The following is a 26,018-nucleotide window of genomic DNA, read 5'->3' on the forward strand; positions in this document are numbered from 1 at the left end:
GCGCAATACCCACCAACCATCGCGCCGGTATATTTGCCTCTTAACGCCTGGAAAGTATGTTCCCGAAATATGTTAAGCGATTTCGCGAGCATTTCCAGCTTGGTATTCAGACTGTGCCCAGTTTCAGCGCGGTGTCAATTCTTCTTCTTCCATGAAAAGGCCGAGGTCTTTTCATAGAGCCAATAATAATTATTCACCATCTGGTCCGTACGCCGGTAACGATATCCGGCGGTGGCGAAGACGAGCAGAAGAACCACGTCGACGATATAGTTGAGAAGGTCGAACACCGGTCCATTGAACAGCGCGTGATGCAGGAACTGCAGCGCAAGCCCGATCATGAATGTATAGATGACCGCCAGCGGATAAGAGTTCCAGTTGGACGCCACGGCGCGGCCGGCACGCCATGCGGTCCAGAAACCCAGAAGCACGATGACCGCGCGGATGATCATACGGCCGCCGGTATCGCTATCGATGAAAAGTCCCTGCATATCAAATTCTCCGCGAAACGGGGCTCAATGGTGGCCACCTTCGAGATAGGCCGCGCGCACTTCGGGATTGGCAAGCAACTCCCTGCCCGAGCCGCTCATTGTCACCCGGCCATTGACCATGACATAGCCGCGATCGGAGAGCTTCAGCGCCGCAAAGGCGTTCTGCTCGACGAGGAAGACGGTCAGCCCCTGGGTTTTGTTCAAAACCTTGATGGCCTCGAAGATACCCTTGACGATCAACGGTGCGAGGCCCAGCGAGGGCTCATCAAGCAAAAGCAGCTTCGGACGCGCCATCAATGCGCGGCCGATCGACAGCATCTGCTGCTCGCCACCCGACAGCGTGCCGCCGCGCTGCGACTGACGCTCCTTCAGGCGCGGAAACAGGGTGAAGATCTTCTCGACGTCCTCATTGAAATATTTAAGCTTGTCGAGGCTCGCGCCCATCTGCAGGTTTTCATAGACCGTCATGCGCGGAAAGATGCGCCGTCCTTCCGGTGACTGCGCAATGCGCAGCCGGGCGATCTCATGCGTCGGCATGCGGGTGATGTCCTGGCCGTCGAAGGTCACCGAACCAGCGCGGGCCTGCGGGCTGCCGCAGATCGTCATCATCAGCGTCGACTTGCCGGCACCGTTGGCGCCGATCAGGCTGACGATTTCGCCACTGTTGACTTCAACATTGACGCCGGCAAGAGCGCGGATATTGCCATAATAGGTTTCGACGCCGTCAACTTTCAGAAGCGGTTGGCCCGTCATCAGTGTTCACCCTCCTGGAGGTGCTCGACTTCGGCGATAACCTCTTCCACTTCTTCATCCTCGACGCCGAGATAGGCCGCGATCACTCTTGGATCGTTCTTGACCTGGTCCGGCGTGCCGTCGGCAATCTTTTGTCCGTATTCGAGCACGACCACATGATCGGAGATTTCCATCACCACCGACATGTCGTGCTCGATCAGGAGGATCGACGTGCCGGCATCCTTGCGGATGTTGCGCAGAAACTCGTTGAGCACCAGCGATTCGCGCGGGTTGAGACCGGCGGCCGGCTCGTCCAGGCACAGGAGTTCCGGACCGGTGCACATGGCGCGGGCGATTTCCAGGCGGCGCTGCGCGCCATAGGGAAGATCGCCGGCCGGATCATCGGCGCGATCGACGAGGTCGGCCTTCTCCAGCCAGAACCGTGCCAGCTCGATGGCATTCTTGGCCTCAACACTATACTTGCCGATACCAAGCAGGCCGAGCACCGTATAGCCGGATGCTTTCATCAGCTTGTTATGCTGCGCCACCAAAAGGTTTTCGAGCACGGTCAGGCCGGAGAACAAACGGATGTTCTGGAACGTACGCGCCACCTTGGCTTCGCGGGTGATCCGGAAATCCGGCAGCCGCTCAAGGAGATATTCCTTGCCGCTCTTCTGGTGGAGCGTGATCATCCCCATCGTCGGCTTGTAGAAGCCGGTGATGCAGTTGAACACGGTGGTCTTTCCTGCGCCATTCGGTCCGATCAGCGCGGTGATATCGCCGCGCTTGGCCTCGAAGGAGAAGTCGTTGATGGCCATCAGGCCGCCGAAGCGCATCGAAAGATGATCGACCCTTAGCAGGACGTCGTCGGGGGTTGTGGTCACAGCGTTCATCAGCCGTGGCCCTCCTTGGTAAAGCTGCCGGACACCGCTCTTCGCTCCTTGAGGAAGGCGGTCGGCTCACGAGTTCCGACAAAGCCGCGCGGTTTCACCAGCATGACGACCACCATGGCGAGGCCGAAAATCAGCATGCGGTAAAGCTCCGGCGTAAAATCGGCACCGAAGATAATCTTGAGGAAGCCCATGCTGCGCAATAGTTCGGTACCGCCGATCATGGCGATCGCGGCAATGGCGATGCCCTTTAGCGAACCCATGCCGCCGAGAACGACGATGGCAAGGATGACCGCCGATTCAAGGAACACGAAGGATTCCGGCGAAACGAAGCCTTGGCGGGCAGCGAAGAAGGAGCCGGCAAAGCCGCCGAACATAGCGCCGGTGGAAAAGGCCGTCAGCTTGGTCGTCACGGTGTTGATGCCGAGCGAGCGGCAGGCGATCTCGTCTTCACGCAACGCTTCCCAGGCACGACCGATCGGCATGCGGCGCAGCCGGATCGTCACATAGGCGGTCAACGCGCAGAGCGCCAGGATGACGTAGAACAGGAAGATCTTGTACCAGGCCGACGACGTCGACAGGCCAAAGGTCCTGATGACGTTGTGCGGATCCTTCATATCGAAGGTGTAGAGGCCGAACAGCGATGCCTTGGTGATGTTGGAAATACCGAAGCTGCCCTTGGTGACATCGGTCCAGTTGGTGAGCACGATACGAATGATTTCGCCGAAAGCCAGCGTCACGATCGCCAGATAGTCACCGCGCAGGCGCAGCACCGGAAAGCCGAGGACCATGCCCCATAGGGCGGCGAAAATGCCGGACAACGGCAACAGGATCCAGAAGGACAGGCCGAAATGCGTCGACAGCAACGCGTAGGAATAGGCGCCGACGGCATAGAAGGCGACATAACCAAGGTCGAGCAGACCGGCAAGGCCGACGACGATGTTCAGGCCCCAGGCGAGCATCACATAGATCAGGATCTGGATGCCGAAATTGTCGACATAGGTCAGCGATCCCTGCGGGCCGAAGAGCGCCAGCGCCAGCATCGGATAGACGAGCAGGAAGGCCAAGGCCATCTTGTTGAAGTTCTTCGAGACGAAGCCTGGCTCGGCCACGACCGGCGGCGCCTTCGCCTTGGTTGCCTTCCGTGCCGCCAGTTGAGGCTGGATGAAGACCGTAACCAAGAAACGACCGACCGTCGCAATGGCGACGATGGATGCCAGAAGGCCCCAGCGCTGAACGATAACCAACTGGTTGTCGATGTTCTGATCGGTCTTTAGGCCGATATAGAGCACGAACATGCCGAAGGTGATGAGCGCCGTCCAGAGAGCGTCGGTAAGCCCTTTCCGGACAAGGCCGGGCGCGGTCTTGCCTGCAACGAAATTTGAATTTGCCATGGCGTTATACCTTCTCGACTTCCGGCCGTCCGAGGATACCGGTCGGCTTGAAGATCAGCACGTAGGCGAGGATGGCATAGGTCGCGACATCCTTATACGCGATGGCGAAATTGCCCGACCAGAACGATTCGATGAAGCCGATCATCAGGCCGCCGAGAACGGCGCCCGGCAGCGAGCCGATGCCACCGAGAACGGCCGCAGTGAACGCCTTGACACCGGGGGTGAAACCATCGGTGAAATTGGCGACGCCATAATACATCAGGTACATCGTGCCTGCGACAGCGGCGAGTGCCGCGCCCATGATGAAGGTGACGGAAATGGTCCGGTCGACATTGATGCCAAGCAGCGCCGCCATCTTGCGGTCCTGCTCCGTGGCGCGCTGGGCGCGGCCAAGTGCTGTCTTGTTAACCAGGTACCAGAAGGCCGCGAGCAGGACGACCGTGATGACGAAGATGATGATCTGCTTCAGCGACAGCGATACACCGTCGAAATTATACACATCGCCCACCAGCGTCGGGATCGGCTTGTTGCGCGGGCCCTGAGCGACCTGGATGAAGTTCGACAGCACGATCGACATGCCGATTGCAGTAATCAGCGGCGCCAGGCGGAACGAACCGCGCAATGGCCTGTAAGCGATGCGCTCGATCACCCAGTTCCACAGGCTCGTCATCAACATGGCGACAATGAGCATGACCAGAAGCAAGACCGCCACCGGCAGACCGGCGAAGAACGATACAAGAACCAGATAAGTGATGAGAGCGGCGAAGCCACCGAGCATGAAAACGTCGCCATGGGCAAAGTTGATCATGCCGACGATGCCGTAAACCATGGTATAGCCAATGGCGATCAGGCCATAAATAGACCCGAGAGTCAGCCCGTTTAGGAGCTGCTGGATAAAATAATCCATATGTCATTTCCCCTGGATGCGGAGTCTATGGACCGCATCTCTTATTGATTGAGGTTCCTTTCGAGAGGGCCCTTGGGCGCGATTCCATACTGCTTTCGAAGGAAATGTGAAGCCAAAAAGGCAGGAAATTGACAAATTCTTTTCAAATGACTGTGCAATGGCGCAAATCGAACCAGAAATGGTAGAAAAACGGCATGTTCCAGCTCAAAAAACAGCCAGGACAGCATAATAGATGGTTTAGGCCGAAAATATCTCTTCGGGAACAGGCTCTCCAGCGAGCCCGTTCCATTCGCTAGAGGCTGATGTTCAGGAGCGCATGCGCGCACCGTCGGGATCGAACAGCGGCAGTGGCTGCAGCGTTGCCGGCACTATGTCGCCGAGCAGCTCGATCGACCATCCTGGCATTTCGTCGGCAATCTCCTTAGGCACGTAGCCGACGGCAACCGAGACGCCCGAGGCGTGCGCGTAGCCGCCAGAAGTTACCCAGCCGCAAACGGCACCATCATGATAGATCGGCTCATCGCCGATGACGTCGGCATCCTTCACGGCCAGAATGAAGGTGCGTAGCCTCATTACTCCACCCTCGGCCTTCTCCTTGGCGGCCGCTGCCTTGCCAATGAAATCCGTCTCCTTGGAAAGCGCGACGAATCGGCCGAGCCCTGCCTCCAGCGGTCCATAAAGCGGACGATATTCTCGTGCCCAGCTGCCATAGGATTTGTCGAGGCGCAGCGCGTTCAGGGCTCTCAAGCCAAAGAGTTTGATGCCGAATTCGGCACCCGCCTGCATCAGCAGGTCGAAAAGATAGCGCTGATGCTCCGGCTTCATCCAGATCTCATAGCCAAGATCGCCTGTATAGGAGACACGGCCGACAATAGCGGGCGCCATGCCGAGATCCATGCGCCGGATGGACATGAAGGGGAAAGCGGCTGAGGAGACATCCTGATGCGTCAGCTTTTCCAGGAGCTTGCGCGCATTCGGTCCGGCGATGGAGAGGCCGAGCAGCGACAGGCCGAGCGCCTTCAGCTCCACCGAGCCATCCTTCGGCAGCAGGGTTTCGAACCAGCGCATGTGATAGGCCTCCGCGATGCCGGAACCGATGACGAGGAAATCCCCCTCGCCCAGTTTGGCAAGCGTGAAGTCGCCGATCAGCTTGCCGTCATGTTTCAGCATCGGCGCAAGCGTCATGCGGCCGATAGCCGGAATGCGGCAGGCAAGTAGCCGGTCGAGAAAGGCTTCCGCACCCGATCCCTTGACCGAATATTTGGCAAAACCGGAGGTCTCCATCAGCCCGACGCTGTCGCGGACCGCCTTGGCTTCCGCACCGACGACATCGAAATCGTTGGACCGCCGCCAGGAGAATTGGTCGACCTCACCCTCGGGCGCGAACCACAGCGCCTGCTCCAGCCCATAATATGCCCCGAAAACACCGCCCACCGCCTTGAGCTTGTCATAGATCGGCGTCGTCAGCAGCGGCCGCGCCGCCGGCAACTCCTCGTTGGGATAGCGGATGGAGAAGCGGCGAGTATAATTCTCGCGCACCTTGGCGTTGGTGTAGGCTAGTGTCGCGTAATCGCCGTAGCGCGAGACATCCATGGCGAAAACATCAAAGCCCGGGTCGCCATGGATCATCCAGTTAGCGAGCGCCAACCCGACGCCGCCGCCCTGGCTGAAGCCGGCCATGACGGCGCAGGCCGACCAGTAATTCGTCAGTCCTCGCACCGGCCCGACCAGCGGATTGCCATCCGGCGAGAAGGTGAAAGGCCCGTTGATGATCTTCTTGATGCCGGCATTGTTGAAGGCGGGGAAATGGCGGAAGCCGACTTCCAGTTCCGGCGTGATGCGCTCGATATCCTCGGCCAGCAGCTCATGGCCGAAATCCCAGGGCGTGGTCACCGGCGACCATGGGCGACAGGCCTTTTCATAGGTGCCCATCAGCATGCCCTGCCGCTCCTGGCGCAGATAGATCTCGCCATCGAAGTCGACGCAGTGCATCAGCTCCTTGCCAGTGGATTTGTTGAAGTCCATCACCTCGGGCATATCCTCGGTGATCAGATACATGTGCTCCATGGCAAGCACCGGCAGCTCCAGCCCGACCATGCGGCCGACCTCGCGCGCCCAGAGGCCACCGGCGTTGACGACATGCTCGGCGATGATCTCGCCCTGATTGGTGATAACCCGCCAGGAGCCGTCCTCACGCTGCACCAGATCCTCGACCTTGGTGTGCAGATAGATATCGGCGCCGTTCTTCTTGGCAGAGCGGGCATAGGCATGTGTGGTGCCGTAAGGGTCGAGATGGCCCTCGACGGGGTCGTAGAGAGCGCCGACGAACTGGTCAGGGTCGAGAAGCGGCATCATCTCGTGCGCTTCCTTCGGCGTCAGCAATGTCGCCTCCAGACCGTTGTAACGTCCCTTGGCGAGGATCGACTTCAGCCAGTCGAAGCGCTGCGGCGTCGCAGCCAGCATAAGGCCCGAGGTCATGTGCAGGCCGATATCCTGGCCGGAATACTCCTGGATCTCTTTATAGAGCTCGACCGTATATTTCTGCAGCTTGGCGACATTCGGGTCGCCGTTGATCGTGTGCATGCCGCCGGCCGCATGCCAAGTTGAGCCCGACGTCAGCTCGGATCGCTCAAGCAGGACGACATCCGTCCAGCCGAATTTCGTCAGGTGATAGAGTACCGAACATCCGACGACACCGCCACCGATGACGACGACCCTGGCATGGCTTTTCATCTGGAAATCCCCTGTTTTCGGCTCGAAGTCGCAAGGGGTTTTCCCTGCAACCGGCCGCATTTGCAGGGCAGCCTAGAGACTATCCAAGAGGCCAAATAGCCCGAACTGCGAAACCGATATGTCTGTTTGCGCCATAGCGATTGTTCGGATCGCGCCATTCGCTTTCGGGCTTATGGACCCGTCGGAAAACCGCGTCACACCGCTCAGGATTGCAGTCTCAATCGGCGAAGCCGGCCGTCAACGCAAACTCGCGCCCCATCTCCATCACCTCCTCGAAAACACTGCCGGCATAGGAGCGCGGCACGATGATTTCGAAACGGTCGGGGCCGGTGCGGGCGAGATTGGCGCTGACATGGCAGCACAACATGCTGGCCGACTGACCCTCGGCGAAGACCTGCGGATGCAGATCGACCGCCACGCATTTCGCCAGGATGCGGCGAACGCTCGGCCCGGAAAGGCGCAACACCACGCGACCGTCACTCTGCTCGAAAAAGGAAGCACGGGCCGCATCCAGCATGGCGAGGTCCCGCGCCAGGCTCTCCGCCGCGAGCGTCTCGGACACCGCCAGCCACTCGCCAGGCCCGACATGGCGCACGGAAATATCCGGCATCGCCTTCAGCGCCGCCAGCGTCCAGCCCTCCTGCCCAGCATGGCCAAGGACGGAGAAGATGACCGGGCGACGGACGACGGCGAGATGGTTCGGATTGGGCTCGGCCTCGAAACCGGAGATATGATCTTCCAGAACGTGCCTGTTTTGATATGCGGCGCTCATCAGACCCTCACCCTAAAAGCTTCTTGTTGTCGGGATCGACGAAGACCGGATTGCAGACCTCGGCAACAACCTCCTCGCCGCGTAATCCGTCCCAGACGATCACATGTTCGCCGATCCGCTCGCGACCCGATTTCAGAAAGGCGAGCGCGATGAAATGATTGAGAACCGGCGAGAAGCAGGCCGAGGAGACATGCCCCTGATCATTCGCGGTCGACGGCTTGGCGCCCTCCCTCAGGAGGTGCGCGCCAGCCCGGATTTCCTTGCTGGCCTCAAGCGGCTTCAACCCGACGAGCTGGCCACGATCGGCGGCGGTCAGGCCGAAGCGGGTCGAGAGACGCTTGCCGATGAAATCCGGCTTCTGCGTCGACATCATCCGGCCGAGACCGACATCGTCGGGCGTGGTGCGGCCATCGAGTTCGTTGTGAGTGACATGGCCCTTCTCGATGCGCAGCACATTCAGCGCCTCGACGCCGTAGGCGCAGATACCATGCGCCTTGCCCGCCTCCATGACCGCGTCCGCCACTGCCTCGCCGTAACCGGCGGGAACGGCGAGCTCATAAGCCAGTTCACCGGAGAAGGAGATTCGGAACAACCGCGCCTTCAATCCGCCCTTCAGCATCACCTCCGAAGCGGCGAGGAATGGGAAGAACGCGTCGGAAATATCGTCCTCGACGATCTGTTCCAGAACCAGCCGCGCCTTCGGTCCGGCAATCGCCATCTGTGCCCATTGATCCGACGAGGAGACGAAACGCACGTCGAGTTGCGGCCAGAGGTTCTGGGAGCAGAACTCCATATGCGTCATCACCTCGCCGGCCATTGCCGTCGTGGTGGTGAGGAAGAAGTGATTCGGCGACAGATGGCTCGTCGTGCCGTCGTCGAACACAATGCCGTCTTCACGCAGCATCAGCCCGTACCGCGCCTTGCCGATCGGCAGCTTCAGGAAGGCATTGGAATAGAGCCGGTTGAGAAATTCGGCGGCATCCTTGCCGAAGATTTCGATCTTGCCGAGCGTCGAGACATCGCAAAGGCCGACATTGCTGCGGACATTCAGCACCTCGCGGTCGACGCTATCACGCCAAGTCCTTTCGCCGCCGCGCGCAAACCAGGCGGAGCGGTACCAAAGGCCGGATTCGACGAAAACAGCGCCATTTTTCTTCGCCCAGCCATGCAACGGCGATTCCCGCACCGGATGCGCATGCTTGCCACGCGACGTGCCCGCCAGGGCACCGAAGGAGACAGGCGTGTAGAAAGGCCTGAATGTCGTCGTTCCCACAGCCGCCGGACTGACGCCACGCATGCCGGCGATGATGCCCGCGGCGTTGACATTGCCGAGCTTGCCCTGATCCGTCGCCATGCCGCTGGTCGTGTAGCGCTTGGCGTGCTCGGCATGGCCGAAGCCTTCGCGCAGTGCCAGACCCAGATCCTTGGTGTGCACGTCATTCTGGAAATCGACGAAGGCCTTGTCCTTGGCGCCCGGCAAATGCCAGGTCGCAGCAAAGGATGCATCGTAATCGCCCTCGACCTCCGGCACTTCCGCCGCATGCGCCTTGCGGCCAAGGCTTTCGATCACCTGCCGCGCCTTTGCAGCGCCATCGGCAAAGCAGCCCGAGACGTCCTCAATGCCGGCCGCAGAACCGGCAATCTCCAATTCGCCGCCGACCGTCGGCGCCATGAAGGCCTGCTTCTCCTCCGACCACACCGGCTTTGCGCCGCGCTGGCAGGCAAGATGAATGATCGGCGACCAGCCGCCGGACATGGCCAGCGCATCGCAGGCGATCAGCTCGTCCAGGCCACCGCGATCGGCGATGATGCCGCTGACGCGATATTTGCCCTTCGTCGCCTGCACGGTGCCGCCATGGATGACCCGAACGCCCTGCGGCGCTGCATCCGACGCATCACTGCGCGTATCGATAATGGCCGATATCTCGACACCTTCGGCGGCCAGATCCTGCGCCGTGCGATAACCGGAGCCGCCATTGGTGAACACCGCCACCTTCTGGCCCGCCACCACACCATAGCGATTGAGATAACTGCGCATCGCGCCCGCCATCATCGCGCCCGGCTTGTCGTTGCCGCCGAACACCAAAGGCCGCTCTTCCGCGCCCGTGGCAAGAATGGCGCGTTTGGCCGCAATGCGCCACAGACGCTCCATCGGCAGATCGGGCGACGGCATTGCCACATGCTTCTGCACTTTTTCGACCGCGCCGAAGACATTGTCATCGTACCAGCCAACCACCGTTGTGCGCGGCATCAAGGTGACATTCTCGTAGCTCTGAAGTTCCTTGAGCGCGGTATGCAGAAAGGCATCGGCGGAAACGCCGCCGATCGACAGCCGTTCAGACAAAAGCGATCCGCCCAGACGAAATCCCTCATCGGCAACGACGACACGCAGACCGGCACGCGCCGCCGTAATCGCCGCCATCAGCCCGGCCGGGCCGGAGCCGATCACCAGCAGGTCGCAATGCGCCCAGGCTTTCTCGTAGCGATCCGGATCGGGCTCCATCACCGCCTTGCCGAGACCGGCGGCGCGGCGGATCAGCGGCTCGTAAACCTTCTCCCAGAAGGCTGCCGGCCACATGAAGGTCTTGTAGTAGAAGCCGGTGCCGAGGAAGGGTGACAGCAGCCCATTGATCGAGGCGACGTCATATTTCAGCGACGGCCAGCGATTCTGACTGACGGCGGTAAGGCCCTGATAGAGTTCGGCAACAGTCGCCCGCGTGTTCGGCTCCGTGCGCCCATCCTTGCCGATCGTCACCAGCGCGTTCGGCTCAGCCGAGCCCGCCGTCAGAATGCCGCGTGGCCGGTGATATTTAAAACTACGACCTACGAGCAGCTGGTCATTGGCAAGAAGGGCGGCGGCGAGCGTATCGCCCTCCAAACCCTTCATATCCTTGCCGTCGAACTTGAACGAAAGCGGCCGGCTGCGATTGACGAGACCGCCAGCGGCGAGACGATAGGCCGTCATTGCGCCGCCTCCCGCGCCTTGTCCGCCGCATCCGTGACGGAAAAGACCTCGTGGGTGACATTGCTGCGCTCGACGATCAGCCAGCGGCGGCAACCGGCCGCATGATGCCAATCTTCAAAAATGCGCCCGCGCTCGTTGTCGCGGATATAGACGTAGCGATGCCAGTCTTCATCCGGCGCCGACGGTGCCGGGCGGACGACCGAGGCGCCGCGAATGGTGAACTCTTCTTTCGGGCGCGTGCCGCAATGCGGGCAGTTGATCAAGCTTGCCATTGGTTTCGTGCCCTCAATGCAGATTCGGCTGCGGACCCTTGCCGCTTTCGTCGATCACAAAACCGCGCTCGAAGCGATCGAGACGCATGAAGCGGCTGACCTCGTGGCTCTCGCCTTTGGCGATCAGGTGCGCAAAGCAGAAACCAGAGGCCGGCGTCGCTTTGAAGCCGCCATAGTTCCAGCCGCAGTTCAGATAGAGATTGTCGATATGGGTGCGATCGATGATCGGCGAGCCGTCCATGCTCATATCCATCACCCCGCCCCAGGTGCGCAGCACGCGAACGCGCGACAGGCCGGGGATCAGCGACACTCCCTCCTCCATCGTGTGCTCGACGGTGGCCAGATTGCCGCGCTGGGCATAGGAGCTGTAGTAATCAATATCGGCGCCGAAGACCAAACCGCCCTTGTCCGACTGCGATATATAGAAATGTCCGGCGCCATAGGTGATGACGTGGTCGATCACCGGCTTCAGCCCTTCCGAGACGAAAGCCTGCAGCACATGGGTTTCGATCGGCAGCTCCAGATCCGCCATTTGGCCGAGGATCGAGGTGTGGCCGGCCGCCGCCAGCGCCAGCTTGCCGCAGCCGATGAAGCCGCGCGTCGTCTCGACGCCAGTCACTGCTCCGCTCTCGTCACGGCGTATGCCGATCACCTCGCATTGCTGGATGAGATCGACGCCACGGCTGTCGGCGCCGCGTGCATAGCCCCAGGCGACGGCATCGTGCCGCGCGGTGCCGCCACGCTCCTGCAGCAGGCCGCCGAGGATCGGAAAGCGCGCGTGATCGAAATTGAGATAGGGCATCATCTTGCGCACCTGATCCCGGTTCAGCAGCTCCGCATCGACCCCATGCATACGCATCGCGTTGCCGCGCCGGGCATAGGCATCGCGTTGCCCGTCGGAATGGAACAGGTTGAGGACGCCGCGCTGCGAGACCATGGCATTGTAATTGAAGTCCTGCTCCAGCCCTTCCCAGAGCTGCATCGAGAATTCGTAGAAGGGCTCGTTGCCCGGCAGCAGGTAGTTGGAGCGGATGATCGTGGTGTTGCGGCCGGCATTGCCGGAGCCGAGATAGCTCTTTTCGAGCACAGCGACATTGGTGATGCCGAACTCCTTGGCGAGATAATAGGCCGTCGCCAGCCCGTGCCCACCGCCGCCAACGATGATCACGTCGTAATGCGGCTTCGGCTCCGGGGTTCGCCACACAGGTTGCCAATGTCGGTTTCCCGAAAGCGCCTGTTTTAGAAGCTGATATGCCGAATAACGCATAGACTAATCCCGATCTCTACCCGGCCGCACATTCGCATATGCAATAAAAACGACAAGTCCCGAAAGGACGGAAAATCTTCGCAAACAGGACATGTTCTTTCCCGAATGCGCTACGGCGGCAAACCGCTGTATTCCAAAAAGCACGCAGTTCTGTGGATGCTGCCAGGATCGGCGCAGAGCTGCAAAGCCCTCTTGCCGAGTCACAATCCGATAGCTAGGCGGTAAAAACGTGATCAACGCTGGGTCTACACTTCATAGTGAAGACCTCTTAAGTATTATAGTTCCCTACTTGCAACGCAGACGAGCTGCGGAAAGACGAACAGGCAAATGCTCGCGACATTTGAAAAAGCAGCCCTAGAGGCGGGTAAGGCCATTTTGGAGGTCTACCGCGCGGGCTATGCTGTCGCCTTGAAGCAGGATCAGAGCCCCGTCACCCTCGCCGACGAACGCGCCGAATATATCATCCTCGATTACCTGACGCGCGATTTCCCCGACATTCCGGCAATTGCCGAGGAATCGGTGGCCGCCGGCAGGATTCCCGACATTCGCGGCCGCTCCTTCTTCCTCGTCGATCCGCTCGACGGCACGCGCGAATTCATCGAGCATCGCGACGAATTCACCGTCAACATCGCCTATATCCACAACGGCGCTCCCGTCGCCGGGATCGTTTTCGCGCCGGCACTCGGCATTGCCTTTACCGGCGAAGGCGGCGAGGCGCGCAAGCTCGTCATTTCGGACAATTTCACCGTCTCCGACCGTTCGATCATTGCCGTGCGCGGGCGACCCGACAGGCTGCTGGCGCTTGCCAGCCGCTGCAACAGCAGCCCGAGGACAGACAGCTTCCTGGCGGAAAACGCCGTCTCCGCCTGCACGTCGATCGGTTCTTCGCTGAAGTTCTGTCTTCTCGCCGAAGGCAAGGCCGACGTCTATCCGCGCTTTACCCGCACGATGGAGTGGGACACTGCGGCCGGCGATGCCGTATTGCGCGCTGCAGGCGGCTCGACTGTCACGCTCGACGGCCATCCCCTCGCCTACGGCAAGACCGACCAGAGCGAAGATTCCGATTTCGCCAATCCCAATTTTATCTGCTGGGGCGGAAAGAAAAATCTCGTCGACGCCTAGTTTTTGATCCCGAAACGTAAGTTTTCACTGACAAAAACTAGTAGCGCAGCCTGTTTTCTCCTACGAATTATAGGGGCTTGCTTGACTTGTGGCGGCGCTGCGCCGGCTGCAAATCAGTCCGCTGCCGTTTTTCTTAAAATTCTTAGCAAAGTGTTACTAAGCGCTTAGGCAATTTTTAAATGTGGCAAGCTAGAGTGGCTCTTGTGGTCTTGAGTATGTGTAGAGAGTCCAATGACCGAAATGATACGTCCCCGAGTAAAGTATGTCATCGGCCCCGATGGCAGCCCGCTGACGATAGCCGACCTGCCGCCGCCGAACACGCGCCGCTGGGTTATCCGTCGTAAGGCCGAGGTTGTCGCCGCTGTGCGCGGTGGCCTGCTGAGCTTGGAAGAAGCCTGCGAACGTTATACGCTCACTGTCGAAGAGTTCCTTTCCTGGCAGTCTTCCATCAATTCCCATGGCCTCGCCGGCCTGCGGACGACCCGCATACAGCAGTATCGTCACTGACGATTGCAGCAGCCGCGATATCCGTTTGATCTTCAATTCGGGCCTCCTTCCCTCCTCTCCAGGACAAGAAGAAGGCCCGAAATCATGATGCAGCCAGCGTAAAAACCACAGACCTGGCTGCATGGACGTCGCGGCAAACCCGCCTGTTTTGGCGATGGCCAAACGGCCGTTGGTAGCCGAGTTGGCACACTAAATATAAAATCCGTCCAACTGGACTGTTTAATATTCTCCTTGATGTCGAAGCGATATTCGAAAAGGAGACGATGCCTTGCCGATTTCACCGGTTGGCAGTTCGCCTTCCACATGTCAATCTTCCCAATACGCAACATTTGGGAGGCTGATCATGGATATTCGCAACGAAAACAATGCGTCAGGCGGCCGCTATGTCGCGACGGTCGAAGGCCACGAGGCCGAGATGACCTTTTCCCGCGCCTCCCCAAACCTTATCATTATCGATCATACCGGCGTTCCGGATGCGCTTCGAGGCAAGGGCGTCGGCCAGGCACTCGCCCTTCATGCCGTCGAGGAAGCCCGCCGCGGCGGCTGGAAAATCATTCCGCTCTGCCCCTTTTTCAAGGCGCAGTCTCTACGTCACAAAGAATGGCATGACGTTGTGAATATGTAGGCGTCTCCTCAGCAAAGACGATCCACTTCTTCTCCAGAAAACACCAAAAACCGTGCATGGCCGGCCCAATCATGGCCAGTCATGCACGGCTCTCGTGCCGTTCCCGCCGCTTCCCGTATCCCCCTGGAAAACATTCCGATTTCGGAACACAGTCGGCTTGGGGGGCAACAGCTGGCGACGGAATGGTTACATCAGGCGCGCGCCCTTACTGGACCCGAACCGTCACGCTCTTCCAAGGCTGCTGCCTTGGCATATTCGGCCTGCATTTCTTCCAGCGATGTCTCCAACGCCTCTTCCTGCACCTGCAATTCCCGGATCGACACCTGCAGGTTGTCCGCACGCTGGCGCGCGGCCTTGGCAAAGGTCGGGTAGGCAAAGTGGCTCGGGTCAACAATGCCGGACTTTTTCTCTTCCAGCACGATCTGGCTCTCCAGATCCTTTGTCATACGGTCGAATTCCGCCATCATCATCTGCAATTGCTGCAACTGACGGCGTTTTTCGTTCACCTGAAATTCTTTCAGGCGCGTTAGGCTCTCACGTGACTTCATACGCATTACTCCCGTGATGCGAGACCCCGGCTCTCGATAAAATGACCCGCCGCGCCGCTTTGAGACGGTTTGGTTAAAAAAATTTCCAGCGATCTTAATAAAAACCTACCGCTGGTAACCTTTCGTTTACGGGCATCGTTAATGATAGGGACAATGATTTAAGGGTCAGTAAATGCCGCAGTCGGAATTCGATATGTCGGCATAGGCGAGTCGAATGAATCACTTGGCGTGTCTTCTTAATGCAACACTTTAGGATTGATATTTGCCGATTGTCTTTGGAAAACAGTGCAATGGAAAAATTATTTAATAAATTCGATACGACTTGCCAGAGTGAATCAGAATTTGTTAACCATTCCATGGCAGCTTCCAAATCAGGCAGTGATTTGTTCGGTATCGCGTAGGGGGCTGACGACCTTTCGGCGGCGGTAAAGGGGATAATTATGCGGGTTCTACTAATTGAAGACGATAGCGCGACAGCGCAGAGCATCGAGCTGATGCTCAAATCCGAGAGTTTCAACGTCTACACCACCGATCTCGGTGAAGAAGGCGTGGATCTCGGAAAGCTCTACGACTACGACATCATTCTGCTCGATCTTAACCTTCCCGACATGTCCGGCTACGAAGTGCTTCGCACGCTGCGCCTGTCGAAGGTAAAGACACCGATCCTCATCCTCTCCGGCATGGCCGGTATTGAAGACAAGGTTCGCGGTCTCGGCTTCGGTGCAGACGACTATATGACCAAACCCTTTCACAAGGATGAATTGGTCGCACGAATTCACGCCATCGTCCGCCGTTCCAAGGGCCATGCCCAGTCGGTGATCATGACCGGCGAACTGATCGTCAATCTCGACGCCAAGACCGTCGAAGTCGGCGGCCAGCGCGTGCATCTGACGGGCAAGGAATACCAGATGCTGGAGCTGCTTTCGCTCCGCAAGGGCACCACGCTCACCAAGGAAATGTTCCTGAACCACCTTTATGGCGGCATGGACGAGCCGGAACTGAAGATCATCGACGTATTCATCTGCAAGCTGCGCAAAAAGCTCGCAAATGCCGCCGGCGGCGCCAACTATATCGAAACTGTCTGGGGCCGCGGCTATGTGCTGCGCGAGCCCGACAACAACGAGCTAGCCGAAAGCGCCTGAGCCGCCTACCCCACAACCGCCACACCAATCAAAATCCCGCCGCATCAGGCGGGATTTTTTGTTGTCGATGTTACTACAACAAAAAGCCGCCTGGAGAGGCGGCTGTCATCCATAGACTGGGACGGCTTGGCTAGGATCAGGCCGCGATGGCACGATTGCCGAAAACGGCGGTCAGGATCTTGCGGTCGAAAGGCTTCAGCAGGAAGTCGGTGGCGCCGGCCCGCTTTCCGGCCATCAGCTTGCGCAGATCCGCCTCGATGACGCAGTAATAGATCTTCACATCCTTGCCGTTCGGCATGGCGCGGATGCTGGAGATCAGCTCGAGAGCGCCTTCCATGCCGGCATCGACGATCAGATAGTCGGGAATTTCGGCCTGGCAGCGCGCCAACGCCTCACGGGCATCGCCGGCTTCGCTCACGAGAAAATCCAGCTCCGACAGAATGCGCTTGCCGACCTTGCGTACGACATCCGACGTATCCGTAATCATGAACCGCTGCATTATCCGCTCCTTCGCGCCCGGTCGCCATCGGTCGGGCACCAACCTCAAATTGGAACGATAGGGGCGCGAGGCTAAGGATTCGTTACCGTTATATTGTCAATTGCGCGAACGGTCGAAAGATTGTGCGGAGGTGTTTTGATACACGCACAAATACCCCCGCAACCGGTTCCGTTGCGGGGGTATCAAAATGGAGTCTGCGAAAACCGACTATTCGCCGCGCATAGTGGCGATGAAGGTCAGCTCTTCCGGCGTGGCCTTGTAGGAAAGTTCCATGCCGCTCTCGTCAGCCAGAAGCACGGTGTAATAGGGCTGGATCGAATGGGCATCGACCGCCTCTTCCAGCGTACCGGAGCAGATTTCGGCGAATTTCGGCGGCACGCGCATCAGCCGGCCCTTGGTAGTGATCATGAACTTGGCGTCGAGATCGGGATTTTCCAGCACCACGTCGATATTGCCGCCGCGCGGGATCGAGCCATAGGCGACGAGAAAGAGATTAAGCAGCAGTTTGACCCGGTTCTTGGGGATGATGGCGCGCGGGCCGGTCCAGCTCACCTCGGCCTTCTTCTCGGCGGCGGCGAAATCCTTGGCGGCACGCTCGGCCTCGCCCGTATCGATCGAGGCGCCGACGGAACCGGAGGCGCCGAAGGCAAGGCGCGCGAACTTGAGGCGGACCGAAGCGTTGAGCGCGCTGGTGCGGATCAGGTCCATGGCATCGGCATCGGCACCGCCCTCGTCGAGCAGCTCCAGGCCGTTATTGATCGCACCGACCGGCGAGATCACATCATGGCAAACGCGGCTGCATAGCAGCGCGGCCAGATCCGGTCCGGTCAAGGTGAGGTTCGGATTCTTCGACATTCATTGTCTCCTGAATGCTGACAAGGCGGAACGCCGTATGATTTTACGTTGCCACGGCAAGATTGCTCGAGGATTGCCGCAGGCGGCGTACCACTCGCCATAAAGACACCATATTTGGTAAACCGATTGTTAAGATGATCGACGCAAAATGCATTCATCACCACCAGACTTTTTCGCGCGCGAATCGCTCTGCGGAAATCGGGCGGAACAGTCTGGAACGGGGAGCAAGGCATATTGGGCGCGTTCATGCGAATGCGCCAGACGCCCGCTCTCAATCGCACCGACCATGATGAACGGATGACTGACATGCGCTATCAACTCCTGAAGAGAATGCCCAGCCCCGGCTCTAGAACGGTAGGCCTCGGCCTGATCTTGGCCATCGTTGCATTCGTGAGCTTCGCATTGCCGGTTCGTCAGGCGGCGGCTGCGCCGACCAACCAACATTATTCGATGCAGGAAATCGTCGACGCCGGGCATTCCTTCTTCGGCTCCACCAGCGGCGGCCTCGCCAAGGTGGTCGAGCGGGCCTTCCAGCAATATGGATTGCCGAACGGCTACATCCTCGGCCAAGAAGGCTCCGGCGCCTTCATCGCCGGCCTGACCTATGGCGAAGGCCAACTCAACACCAAGAATGCCGGCGAGCACCCGCTCTATTGGCAGGGACCGTCCCTCGGCCTCGACTATGGCGGCCAGGGCGCCCGCGTCATGATGTTGGTCTACGACCTGCCGAGCATCGACAGTGTCTATACCCGTTTCGGCGGCGTCAGCGGCCAGGCCTTCGTCGTCGCCGGCTTCGGCATGACGGTGCTGAAGAACAACAACATCGTGCTGGTGCCGATCCGCACCGGCCTCGGCGCCCGCCTCGGCGTCAATCTCGGCTACCTCAAGGTCACGCCAAGCGCGACATGGAATCCCTTCTGAGGTTTCGAGCAATATCGCCTCCAATGCCTTCGATCTCCTGGCCCGCGCCGATCGCGGGCCTTTTCTTGTCCGGGAACGTCGGCGCGCCGGTAAACCATATCCGATTTAAACCCTTGCTCGTCGGCCTGCCCCCATGCTTAATCAATTTACCGATATCGCAAACAACTCCCAGATGCAGGCAGTGCCGTGATTGAATTTGCTCTGTTGTTCGGATTGGGCTTTCTGACCGCAGCCTTTCTGGCTTTCCTAATCGCGCCCGCGATCCACCGCCGCATTGTCTGGTTCACGGAAAAGCGGTTGAAGGCCACGATGCCGCTGAGCCCGCAGGAAGTGCGGGCGCAGAAGGACATGGCACGCGCCCTCTTCGCCGCCGAGAACGCCAAGACGGAACAGCTGCTCACCCAGGAACGTGACAAGGGTGTCGCCCTACAGATAAACAACGGCAAGCTTCTCCAGGAAGCCAGCCGCTTTGCCGCCGAGAGCAGCGAGTTGCAGACCCGTATCGACGATCTGGAAACCGAGGCTGGCGAACTGCGCTCACGCCTGCGCCGTGAGGAACGCGATATCAGCCAGCTCAAATCCGGCGTGCACGCGGCGGGACAGGCAAGTGCCGAAAAAGACGCCGATATCGACAGCCTGCGCAAGCGGATGACCAAGATGGCCGCCGACGCCGACAATCTGAAGATCGATCTGGCGGCGCGGGAAACCGAAGTCGAAAGCCTGAAGCTTCGCATCAACACGTTGCGGGACGAACGCGACACGCTGCGCCAGGATCTGAACCAGGCAAGCCAGCGCGCCAGGGATGCCGAATTGCGTCTCGGTCAGGAGAGCGATAGGGCTCGGCGGCTCGACGAGCGGCTGAATCGGGAGATTGCGGGCAATGCCGACAAGGAAACCTCGATAGCGAGCCTGAAGGAAAAGCTGGAAGCCGCCAACGGTGGGACGCGTCCAACCGCTCGGGCGCCCCGCGCCGCCAATCTCGTCTCATCCGCCAAGCGGGCCAATGGCGCCAAGCCGATGGCCGAACCGGCAATCACGGCGGCCGCCGACAATGACGCCAACGCCTCTAAACCGGAGCGCACCGTGGAAGACGACATCGCCCATTTGACGGAAGAAGTGCGCAATCGCGCCGCGGCGCTTTCGGATCGTCTGTCCAAATCCCGCTCGCCGGCGCATGATCAAGCCATGCGCGAGGAAATCGCCGTTATCGGCGCCAACATGGTGGCCCTGACCGCCCGCCAGGAAGGCGATCAATCGCCGATCTTCGATCTATTGCCAAAGGAAACGACCCCGGCCGAACAGGGTGCGCGCCTCAGCCTCGCCCATCGCGCCGCCGCCCTCTTGCGGAAATAGCCGCAAGGGCTCGGCAAAGGCGGAAATTCAGACCCGCTTTAGCAGCGATGCCATCTCGAAAAGCGCGATGCCGCTTGCCGTTGCCACGTTGAGGCTGTCCAGGCCCGGCGCCTGAGGTATCCGCACGCTGCCGAAGGTTGACAAGATCTCCTGCGGCAGCCCTTCTCCCTCGGTGCCGACCACCAGTGCGATGTGATCCGTCGGAGGAACGGCGCGGATATCGGTCTTTCCGCGCGGCGACAGGCTCCAGATGGCAAAGCCGCGCTCCGCCAACGCCGTGAGCAGATCGACATCTCTGAATTCACGGCGATAGGGCATGGTCAGTACCGAGCCGACAGAGACGCGCAGCGCCTTGCGGTAAAGTGGATCACAGCAGGTCTCGTCGAGTAGCACGGCATCAGCGCCGAAGGCCGCCGCGTTGCGGAACATCGAGCCGATATTGTCGTGGTTGGAGATGCCACAGCCGACAAGAACGAGCGGGCGTTTCGGCAGCCGTCCGAGAAAGGCGTCCATACCCGTGTCCGCCGTCCGCCGTCCAAGCGCCAGGACACCCCGATGCAAATGGAAGCCGACGATGCCGTCCAGCACCGAACCGTCCGCGACATAGATCGGCACGTCGGGTGGAAAGGCCGTGATGATCTCTTCCAGCCCGGCGGCGCGATTGCGTAGCAGCAGCACCTTTTCGGCGACGAAATCGCCGCCAGCCGCATGCGCTCCGGCCAGAAGCCGCAGCACCACCGTACCCTCGGCGATAAAGCGGCTCTCGCGGCCGGTCAGGTCACGCTCGCGGATATCGCGGAACTCAGCGATGCGCGGATCGTCGGGATGCGTAATCTCGATCAGCCGGTCGCCCGTCATCGCCAAGCCGTCAGTTCGGGAGCGATATCGTCGCGACGATGCGGCCGATGCCGTAATCGAAGACGATGGCCTGACGCTGGCCGCTGGCAAGCGTGCCGTAGAACAGCACCTGATTGCCGGAAAGCGCCGTCGACTGGACGGTAAATCCCTGCGGCAGCGCAGCGGTCACGGAGACCGGAGCATCCGAAGGAATATTCGAGGCAGCAGCGCCCGCCGGCTTTACCGGAGCGCGCATCGTCTTATAGACAACGGCGCCGAACACGGCCATAAGGCTCACCACCATGACGGCCGCCGAGACGATCTGCAGGCGGACCATCTTGCGTCGGACACTTTCCAGGGCCGGATCGAGGGGCTTCTCCTCTTGATCGTCTGGCTCGAGATTCGTCATCGATGCGTCCTTATTTCCTGAAGAGCGCCTGTGCGCCGGAGAAATGCGTTTGAGCGACCCCTTTAAAGAAGCCGCGGGCAATAGAAAAGTCCTAACTGCCGATGAAACCGCCGAAGGCCGGCTGGATGCATGGCTGACAGCGCAAATGGACGAGGAATTGTCCCGCAGCCGCGTCCAGGCACTGATCAAGGCCAATGCCGTCCTGCTCAACGGCACCCCGGTAACTGACGCCAAGCGCAAGGTGCGTCCGGGTGACATCTATGAGATCTCCATGCCCGAGCCGGAGGATCCGACGCCGCAGGGCGAGGACATCCCGCTCGACGTGCTCTTCGAGGATGACGACGTCATCGTCATCTCCAAGCCTGCCGGCTTGGTCGTCCACCCCGGCGCCGGTAACTGGACCGGCACGCTGGTCAACGCGCTCATCCATCATTGCGGCGACAGCCTCTCCGGCATCGGCGGCGTGCGCCGGCCGGGCATCGTCCACCGGCTGGACAAGGACACCACTGGCGTCATGGTCGTTGCCAAGAACGATATCGCCCACCGCCACCTGTCGCTGCAATTTGCCGATCATGGCCGCACCACGCCGCTGGAACGCGCCTATCAAGCGATCGTCTGGGGTCGTCCGCGCCAGCTCGTCGGCACCGTCAACGCGCCACTCGGCCGCGCCACCGGCGACCGGACACGACGTTCCGTCAAGCGCCCCGGCAGCCCGGACGCCGATGAGGCCATCACGCATTATGAAGTGATAGAGCGCTTTCATGAGGCGCCTGATGCCACAGCGCTCGCCTCGCTGATCGACTGTCACCTCGAAACCGGCCGCACCCACCAGATCCGCGTCCACATGGCGCATATCGGCCATCCGCTCCTCGGCGACGCCGCCTATGGCGGCGGCTTCAAGACCAAGGCCAACCTCCTGCCGGATGCGGCAAGGGAAGCCGTCAACCGCTTCCCGCGCCAGGCGCTCCACGCCTACCTGCTGCAGTTCGAACATCCGCGGACCGGCGAAGTGATGCATTTCGAAGCGCCCTTGCCGGACGACATGGAAGAGCTGGCGGCCATACTGCGGGGGTGAGGATCAGCGCCCCCTAAAATCAGACGGCTGGACGCCGGCCTCTCCCGCGCCTATAATGTTGTCTGGAACCGATCTCCGGTACATCCCTCATCCGCCGAGAACGCAATGTGTTTGTTGTTCAAGTGGTTGGATCCCTAGGGCTGGAGCACTCGGGAGGATAGTCACAAGGGCGAATGTCACGGCGTGGTTAGCGTTCACGCCGGGTAACAGCTGCGTGACCATGTTCTTGAATCACTGTTTGGCCGTACTTATCTACATATTGGTTTAGTGCGGGGTCTTCAGACCTGCGCGCCTTGGTCAGCTTCGCAAAGAGCGTGCAATGCGCCCCCAGAAGGGACCAAATCTCGAATAGGAGGGTGCACATTCATGGCCCGTAATACCTTACCGTCCATCGCCGCCGGGGAAGCCGGCCTTAACCGTTATCTCGACGAGATCCGCAAGTTCCCGATGCTGGAGCCGCAGGAAGAGTATATGCTCGCCAAGCGCTACGCGGAACATGCCGACCGCGAGGCCGCTCACAGACTCGTCACCAGCCATCTGCGCCTCGTGGCGAAGATTGCCATGGGCTATCGCGGCTACGGCCTGCCGATCGGCGAAGTCGTATCGGAAGGCAATGTCGGCCTCATGCAGGCCGTCAAGAAGTTTGACCCGGAACGCGGCTTCCGTCTGGCGACCTATGCCATGTGGTGGATCAAGGCTTCGATCCAGGAATATATCCTGCGCTCGTGGTCTCTGGTGAAGATGGGCACGACGGCTAACCAAAAGCGCCTGTTCTTCAACCTGCGCCGCCTAAAAGGCCGTATCCAGGCCATCGATGAAGGTGACCTGAAGCCGGAGCATGTCTCCGAAATCGCCACTAAGCTGAAGGTCTCCGAGGAAGAGGTCATTTCGATGAACCGCCGCCTCTCGGGCGACGCTTCGCTGAACGCGCCGATCAAGGCATCCGAAGGCGAGTCCGGCCAGTGGCAGGATTGGCTGGTGGATGATCATGAAAGCCAGGAAGCCGTGCTGATCGAACAGGATGAGCTTGATACGCGCCGCCGCATGCTGGCGCGTGCCATGAGCGTCCTGAACGACCGTGAACGCCGCATCTTCGAGGCTCGTCGCCTCTCGGAAGATCCGGTGACGCTGGAAGATCTCTCGTCCGAGTTCGACATCAGCCGCGAACGCGTTCGCCAGATCGAAGTCCGTGCTTTCGAGAAGGTTCAGGAAGCCGTGCAAAAGGACGCGCTGGAACGCGCCAAGGCGCTGCGCGTTGTCGAGGCCACCGCTTAAACGGACCGAATCTCGGATCGTCAAAACCAAATATTTCAAACAAAAAGGCGGGCTGCAAAGCCCGCCTTTTTTGATTCCAGTTGCTTGAAACCGATTACTGGCTGCTCGCAGCAACGCCGCCAAGCGCCTGCCATTCGGCAATCGCCTTGTTGAAGGCGTCGCTGCCGGTCGGACCCTTTTCCATGGTCAGCAAGGCGCGGCGGCCATTGCGGTAGACCACGGGAATGTCGATCCAGTTGCGGGTTTTCAAGAGATCGAGGTTGGTCTTGCGCGCATCCGGGAAATCGTTGAGCGCGACCATGTAGACATCGTCGGTAACCTTGGCCGGCACGGCGATCAACGCATCACCACGATCCTGCTCGGTCGACTTCAGCGCAATGCGCTGCACATTGTCGATGGCGCCGCCCTCGAAATTCGGCGGAACCTGGAAGGCCAGCTCAACCAGATGGCTTGCCGGCAGCGAGGAGTCCGTATTGCGCGACACGGTGATCGTCGCCGTCAACCCACGCTGGGGCACATTGATGAGGCCCTGGACGGACGGCTCCGGACGGCCGTCGGCGCCCTTGCCTTCCTGCAGCGACCAGGTGACTGTACCTTCGAAAGCTGTCGGCGATGTCTGGCCGAGACGTTCCTCATAGAGGAACACTTTCTGGCCATCTGCGACCGGTGCTGTCTGCTGAGGCGTGGCGGAAGCCTGCTGATCGGCGGCAGCCGGTGGTGGCGCGGCGGGTGCGGTCGCGGCGGGGCTCTGCGTCGCCTGAGCGGCGTCCGCATTGCCGGCGGGGGCAGTCGCCGGAGCAGCTGCGGCACCTGTCGCCGGGGCTGCGGAGGCGACGTTCTGTTCGGCAACGGACTTGCCTTCGGCCACGCCGGGCTGTCCGCCGGCCGCCGGGCCTTCATCCTCTTCCGTGCCGTTCGCCAGCAGGCGCTGCGTGAACTTGGTATTGACCGTATTCGGATCGTTGTCGAGCGAGGCGACATTGGTATTGCCGGCTGCCGGCGGCGTTGCGGCGGCGTTGCCATTTTGCGCTGGCGTGGTCGCAGGCGAAGCCGCTGGAGGAGTGGTGGCCGGCGCAGTATTGTTGCTGGCGGTGTCGGAAGATGGCGTGCTGGTCGCTGTCTTCGGCGCCGAGCTGATGAGATCCGTAACCATCTTGTCGAGCGCTTCGCGGTTCAGCCAGGCGGCATAGCCGCCACCGGCAACGGCCGCAACACCGATAAGCGTCAAGATAGCCGCAGTCGCGCCGAAACGGCGGCGCTTCGGCTCCATGCGGAAGCTCTTGCCTTGCAGCCTCGACGCCATGTCCCGATCGACATCCGGCGGAATGGAGGAGCCGTTACCGCTATCCCCATTTTCAGCGAGCTTGTCGAAACCGGCAAGTTCCTTGAGCTCGCGCCAACCGTCACCGTCAGCCTCGTTCTTTGGCGCAGCTTTCGGCGATGAATGCACGTCGGCAAAAAGATCGACATCGTCAAAGGCATTATCCGGCACCTGCCGTGCGGGCTGCACCGGCTTGGCGGCCGGGGCCGACTGCAGCTCCCCGAAGACATCCGCGTCCCAGGCAAAACCGTTATCGGCCGTCGGCGTCTTCGCGACGACAGGCTCCTCGACGGGATGACCGAAGGGAGCCGGCGTGAAGGCGGCGGCGGGCATGACCGGCTCGGGCGCGGCCTGCTTCGAAGGCGTGCCAACCTCGGCCCAAATCTCCTCGACCTGACTGATGACGTCATCGGCGGACGAGTGAATGACATGCGGCCGTTGCGGGGCCGGCTCAGGCTCTGCGGCAACGGCCGGCTGTTCCTCAGCATAGTGCTGCGGCTCTTCGTGGGCAGGCTCTACATAGTCTTCGACAGGCTCGACATGGGCCTCGGCGTGATGAGCCGCCACGGGCTCCGGCTCTTGCGGCGCGTCGTGCCATGCTTCTACCGGCTCGCGTTCATCCACCACCTCGTGCTGGACATGCACGGGCTCTTCTTGATGGATGGGCTCTTCTTCATGGACGGGTTCTTCATGCGCCGGAACGTAAGCGACTACTTCCTCTTGCGCATGAACCTCCGCAGGAGCCGGTTCCGGCTCCTCTACGACATGCTCGTCCTCGACATGGTGCTCTTCGGGAAGTGCTGCCTGCGGTTCTTCATGCACAACAGGCACTTCCGCGACGGGCTCCTCGGCCGCCGGCAAGGCTTCGGCGTGCTCCGCCTCCACCTCGACGATCGCGGTTTCGAGCTTGTCAAGCTGGCGGCGCAGCATCTCCTCCGGCGGACGCGGCTTCATGCTCTCGAGCTGCCGCTGCACGGCACCACGAGCTCGCTCGTAAACCTTGACCCGCATCTCGGGAGTGTTTTCGGTCAGGCCATCCACGGCCCGCCGAATGACTGCTACAAAATCCGCCATCAGTACTTTCTCATGATGCCCGCCACACAGCCGGA

Annotated in this window: 24 protein-coding genes; 8 read left to right on the top strand and 16 right to left on the bottom strand. The window is 60.3% G+C overall.

All coding sequences use genetic code 11. The annotated features are described in order from the left end of the window. Window positions 1–134 precede the first annotated feature (134 nt). The 10 genes from RRH01S_RS16755 to RRH01S_RS16800 form a co-directional block, all read right to left on the bottom strand. Entirely contained in the window at window positions 135–488 is a 354-nt protein-coding gene (locus RRH01S_RS16755; RefSeq protein ID WP_012652116.1) for a DUF6867 family protein, read from the bottom strand. A 24-nt stretch (window positions 489–512) separates the two neighbouring features. Next, window positions 513–1,241 carry an ABC transporter ATP-binding protein gene (locus tag RRH01S_RS16760; RefSeq protein WP_007689938.1) on the bottom strand — a complete coding sequence of 243 codons (729 nt, stop codon included), beginning with the start codon at window positions 1,239–1,241 and terminating at the stop codon, window positions 513–515. Next, a complete protein-coding gene (locus RRH01S_RS16765; RefSeq protein WP_007689939.1) occupies window positions 1,241–2,113 on the bottom strand; it encodes an ABC transporter ATP-binding protein in 873 nt (290 codons plus the stop codon). Before RRH01S_RS16765 ends, RRH01S_RS16760 begins: the two co-directional genes overlap by 1 nt. Continuing rightward, window positions 2,113–3,504 (bottom strand): high-affinity branched-chain amino acid ABC transporter permease LivM, encoded by a 1,392-nt coding sequence (gene livM / locus RRH01S_RS16770; RefSeq protein ID WP_007689940.1) that lies wholly within the window; start codon window positions 3,502–3,504, stop codon window positions 2,113–2,115. Before livM ends, RRH01S_RS16765 begins: the two co-directional genes overlap by 1 nt. Before the next feature lie 4 nt (window positions 3,505–3,508). Further along, window positions 3,509–4,411, bottom strand: coding sequence for a branched-chain amino acid ABC transporter permease (locus RRH01S_RS16775; protein ID WP_007689941.1), 903 nt, complete (start codon window positions 4,409–4,411; stop codon window positions 3,509–3,511). 306 nt (window positions 4,412–4,717) lie between these two features. Then, window positions 4,718–7,144, bottom strand: a complete 2,427-nt coding sequence (locus RRH01S_RS16780; protein WP_012652119.1) for a GcvT family protein — start codon at window positions 7,142–7,144, stop codon at window positions 4,718–4,720. A gap of 217 nt (window positions 7,145–7,361) precedes the next feature. Beyond that, window positions 7,362–7,916, bottom strand: a complete 555-nt coding sequence (locus RRH01S_RS16785) for a sarcosine oxidase subunit gamma (protein ID WP_034517732.1) — start codon at window positions 7,914–7,916, stop codon at window positions 7,362–7,364. Between the two features lie 7 nt (window positions 7,917–7,923). After that, window positions 7,924–10,881, bottom strand: a complete 2,958-nt coding sequence (locus tag RRH01S_RS16790; RefSeq protein ID WP_034517730.1) for a sarcosine oxidase subunit alpha family protein — start codon at window positions 10,879–10,881, stop codon at window positions 7,924–7,926. Next, window positions 10,878–11,153 (bottom strand): sarcosine oxidase subunit delta, encoded by a 276-nt coding sequence (locus RRH01S_RS16795; RefSeq protein ID WP_012652121.1) that lies wholly within the window; start codon window positions 11,151–11,153, stop codon window positions 10,878–10,880. Before RRH01S_RS16795 ends, RRH01S_RS16790 begins: the two co-directional genes overlap by 4 nt. 13 nt (window positions 11,154–11,166) lie before the next feature. Next, on the bottom strand, window positions 11,167–12,420 hold the full coding sequence (locus RRH01S_RS16800; protein WP_012652122.1) for a sarcosine oxidase subunit beta family protein: 1,254 nt from the start codon (window positions 12,418–12,420) through the stop codon (window positions 11,167–11,169). Window positions 12,421–12,747: 327 nt separating this feature from the next. Between RRH01S_RS16800 and cysQ the strand changes: the two genes are divergently transcribed. From cysQ to RRH01S_RS16815, 3 genes are all read left to right on the top strand, one after another. After that, a complete protein-coding gene (gene cysQ, locus RRH01S_RS16805) occupies window positions 12,748–13,542 on the top strand; it encodes a 3'(2'),5'-bisphosphate nucleotidase CysQ (protein WP_042473196.1) in 795 nt (264 codons plus the stop codon). 231 nt (window positions 13,543–13,773) lie between these two features. Beyond that, on the top strand, window positions 13,774–14,049 hold the full coding sequence (gene sciP, locus RRH01S_RS16810; RefSeq protein WP_007533628.1) for a CtrA inhibitor SciP: 276 nt from the start codon (window positions 13,774–13,776) through the stop codon (window positions 14,047–14,049). Window positions 14,050–14,392: 343 nt separating this feature from the next. Beyond that, window positions 14,393–14,674, top strand: coding sequence for a GNAT family N-acetyltransferase (locus tag RRH01S_RS16815; protein ID WP_007703797.1), 282 nt, complete (start codon window positions 14,393–14,395; stop codon window positions 14,672–14,674). A 191-nt stretch (window positions 14,675–14,865) separates the two neighbouring features. Here RRH01S_RS16815 and RRH01S_RS16820 read toward each other — a convergent pair whose 3' ends face one another. After that, window positions 14,866–15,222: a hypothetical protein gene (locus RRH01S_RS16820; RefSeq protein ID WP_007703800.1), complete on the bottom strand. Its 357-nt coding sequence runs from the start codon at window positions 15,220–15,222 to the stop codon at window positions 14,866–14,868. 440 nt (window positions 15,223–15,662) lie between these two features. Here RRH01S_RS16820 and ctrA point away from each other — a divergent pair, with 440 nt between their 5' ends. Then, window positions 15,663–16,364, top strand: a complete 702-nt coding sequence (ctrA, locus tag RRH01S_RS16825; protein WP_007703801.1) for a response regulator transcription factor CtrA — start codon at window positions 15,663–15,665, stop codon at window positions 16,362–16,364. A 136-nt stretch (window positions 16,365–16,500) separates the two neighbouring features. On the opposite strand, the gene RRH01S_RS16830 is transcribed toward ctrA, so the two are convergent. Further along, complete coding sequence (locus tag RRH01S_RS16830) at window positions 16,501–16,863, bottom strand: response regulator (RefSeq protein ID WP_007703802.1); 363 nt, start codon at window positions 16,861–16,863, stop codon at window positions 16,501–16,503. Between the two features lie 207 nt (window positions 16,864–17,070). Further along, on the bottom strand, window positions 17,071–17,718 hold the full coding sequence (chpT, locus tag RRH01S_RS16835; RefSeq protein ID WP_042473201.1) for a histidine phosphotransferase ChpT: 648 nt from the start codon (window positions 17,716–17,718) through the stop codon (window positions 17,071–17,073). A gap of 306 nt (window positions 17,719–18,024) precedes the next feature. On the opposite strand from chpT, the gene RRH01S_RS16840 reads away from it, so the two are divergent. Beyond that, window positions 18,025–18,639: a DUF1134 domain-containing protein gene (locus tag RRH01S_RS16840; RefSeq protein WP_229202536.1), complete on the top strand. Its 615-nt coding sequence runs from the start codon at window positions 18,025–18,027 to the stop codon at window positions 18,637–18,639. A gap of 186 nt (window positions 18,640–18,825) precedes the next feature. Further along, window positions 18,826–19,992 carry a hypothetical protein gene (locus RRH01S_RS16845; RefSeq protein WP_012652127.1) on the top strand — a complete coding sequence of 389 codons (1,167 nt, stop codon included), beginning with the start codon at window positions 18,826–18,828 and terminating at the stop codon, window positions 19,990–19,992. A gap of 27 nt (window positions 19,993–20,019) precedes the next feature. On the opposite strand, the gene RRH01S_RS16850 is transcribed toward RRH01S_RS16845, so the two are convergent. Both RRH01S_RS16850 and RRH01S_RS16855 read right to left on the bottom strand, forming a co-directional pair. Next, window positions 20,020–20,850, bottom strand: coding sequence for a TrmH family RNA methyltransferase (locus RRH01S_RS16850; protein WP_012652128.1), 831 nt, complete (start codon window positions 20,848–20,850; stop codon window positions 20,020–20,022). A gap of 10 nt (window positions 20,851–20,860) precedes the next feature. Next, window positions 20,861–21,238 carry a hypothetical protein gene (locus RRH01S_RS16855; RefSeq protein ID WP_012652129.1) on the bottom strand — a complete coding sequence of 126 codons (378 nt, stop codon included), beginning with the start codon at window positions 21,236–21,238 and terminating at the stop codon, window positions 20,861–20,863. A gap of 49 nt (window positions 21,239–21,287) precedes the next feature. Between RRH01S_RS16855 and RRH01S_RS16860 the strand changes: the two genes are divergently transcribed. Both RRH01S_RS16860 and rpoH read left to right on the top strand, forming a co-directional pair. Then, window positions 21,288–22,313, top strand: a complete 1,026-nt coding sequence (locus RRH01S_RS16860; protein ID WP_034519263.1) for an RluA family pseudouridine synthase — start codon at window positions 21,288–21,290, stop codon at window positions 22,311–22,313. Between the two features lie 366 nt (window positions 22,314–22,679). Next, window positions 22,680–23,588, top strand: a complete 909-nt coding sequence (gene rpoH, locus RRH01S_RS16865) for an RNA polymerase sigma factor RpoH (protein WP_007703821.1) — start codon at window positions 22,680–22,682, stop codon at window positions 23,586–23,588. 94 nt (window positions 23,589–23,682) lie between these two features. On the opposite strand, the gene RRH01S_RS16870 is transcribed toward rpoH, so the two are convergent. Next, complete coding sequence (locus tag RRH01S_RS16870; RefSeq protein WP_034517727.1) at window positions 23,683–25,983, bottom strand: hypothetical protein; 2,301 nt, start codon at window positions 25,981–25,983, stop codon at window positions 23,683–23,685. Between the last annotated feature and the right edge of the window lie 35 nt (window positions 25,984–26,018).

Origin of the sequence: Rhizobium rhizogenes NBRC 13257 (assembly GCF_000696095.1) — a bacterium.
In the GTDB taxonomy this organism is placed as follows: Bacteria; Pseudomonadota; Alphaproteobacteria; order Rhizobiales; family Rhizobiaceae; genus Rhizobium; species Rhizobium rhizogenes.

What these genes read in the sequence shown, in the direction of transcription:
- RRH01S_RS16755 (WP_012652116.1), bottom strand. Translation starts at nt 488, where the DNA reads ATGCAGGGACTTTTCATCGATAGCGATACCGGCGGCCGTATGATCATC.
- RRH01S_RS16760 (WP_007689938.1), bottom strand. Translation starts at nt 1,241, where the DNA reads ATGACGGGCCAACCGCTTCTGAAAGTTGACGGCGTCGAAACCTATTAT.
- RRH01S_RS16765 (WP_007689939.1), bottom strand. Translation starts at nt 2,113, where the DNA reads ATGAACGCTGTGACCACAACCCCCGACGACGTCCTGCTAAGGGTCGAT.
- livM (WP_007689940.1), bottom strand. Translation starts at nt 3,504, where the DNA reads ATGGCAAATTCAAATTTCGTTGCAGGCAAGACCGCGCCCGGCCTTGTC.
- RRH01S_RS16775 (WP_007689941.1), bottom strand. Translation starts at nt 4,411, where the DNA reads ATGGATTATTTTATCCAGCAGCTCCTAAACGGGCTGACTCTCGGGTCT.
- RRH01S_RS16780 (WP_012652119.1), bottom strand. Translation starts at nt 7,144, where the DNA reads ATGAAAAGCCATGCCAGGGTCGTCGTCATCGGTGGCGGTGTCGTCGGA.
- RRH01S_RS16785 (WP_034517732.1), bottom strand. Translation starts at nt 7,916, where the DNA reads ATGAGCGCCGCATATCAAAACAGGCACGTTCTGGAAGATCATATCTCC.
- RRH01S_RS16790 (WP_034517730.1), bottom strand. Translation starts at nt 10,881, where the DNA reads ATGACGGCCTATCGTCTCGCCGCTGGCGGTCTCGTCAATCGCAGCCGG.
- RRH01S_RS16795 (WP_012652121.1), bottom strand. Translation starts at nt 11,153, where the DNA reads ATGGCAAGCTTGATCAACTGCCCGCATTGCGGCACGCGCCCGAAAGAA.
- RRH01S_RS16800 (WP_012652122.1), bottom strand. Translation starts at nt 12,420, where the DNA reads ATGCGTTATTCGGCATATCAGCTTCTAAAACAGGCGCTTTCGGGAAAC.
- cysQ (WP_042473196.1), top strand. Translation starts at nt 12,748, where the DNA reads ATGCTCGCGACATTTGAAAAAGCAGCCCTAGAGGCGGGTAAGGCCATT.
- sciP (WP_007533628.1), top strand. Translation starts at nt 13,774, where the DNA reads ATGACCGAAATGATACGTCCCCGAGTAAAGTATGTCATCGGCCCCGAT.
- RRH01S_RS16815 (WP_007703797.1), top strand. Translation starts at nt 14,393, where the DNA reads ATGGATATTCGCAACGAAAACAATGCGTCAGGCGGCCGCTATGTCGCG.
- RRH01S_RS16820 (WP_007703800.1), bottom strand. Translation starts at nt 15,222, where the DNA reads ATGAAGTCACGTGAGAGCCTAACGCGCCTGAAAGAATTTCAGGTGAAC.
- ctrA (WP_007703801.1), top strand. Translation starts at nt 15,663, where the DNA reads ATGCGGGTTCTACTAATTGAAGACGATAGCGCGACAGCGCAGAGCATC.
- RRH01S_RS16830 (WP_007703802.1), bottom strand. Translation starts at nt 16,863, where the DNA reads ATGCAGCGGTTCATGATTACGGATACGTCGGATGTCGTACGCAAGGTC.
- chpT (WP_042473201.1), bottom strand. Translation starts at nt 17,718, where the DNA reads ATGTCGAAGAATCCGAACCTCACCTTGACCGGACCGGATCTGGCCGCG.
- RRH01S_RS16840 (WP_229202536.1), top strand. Translation starts at nt 18,025, where the DNA reads ATGCGCTATCAACTCCTGAAGAGAATGCCCAGCCCCGGCTCTAGAACG.
- RRH01S_RS16850 (WP_012652128.1), bottom strand. Translation starts at nt 20,850, where the DNA reads ATGACGGGCGACCGGCTGATCGAGATTACGCATCCCGACGATCCGCGC.
- RRH01S_RS16855 (WP_012652129.1), bottom strand. Translation starts at nt 21,238, where the DNA reads ATGACGAATCTCGAGCCAGACGATCAAGAGGAGAAGCCCCTCGATCCG.
- rpoH (WP_007703821.1), top strand. Translation starts at nt 22,680, where the DNA reads ATGGCCCGTAATACCTTACCGTCCATCGCCGCCGGGGAAGCCGGCCTT.
- RRH01S_RS16870 (WP_034517727.1), bottom strand. Translation starts at nt 25,983, where the DNA reads ATGGCGGATTTTGTAGCAGTCATTCGGCGGGCCGTGGATGGCCTGACC.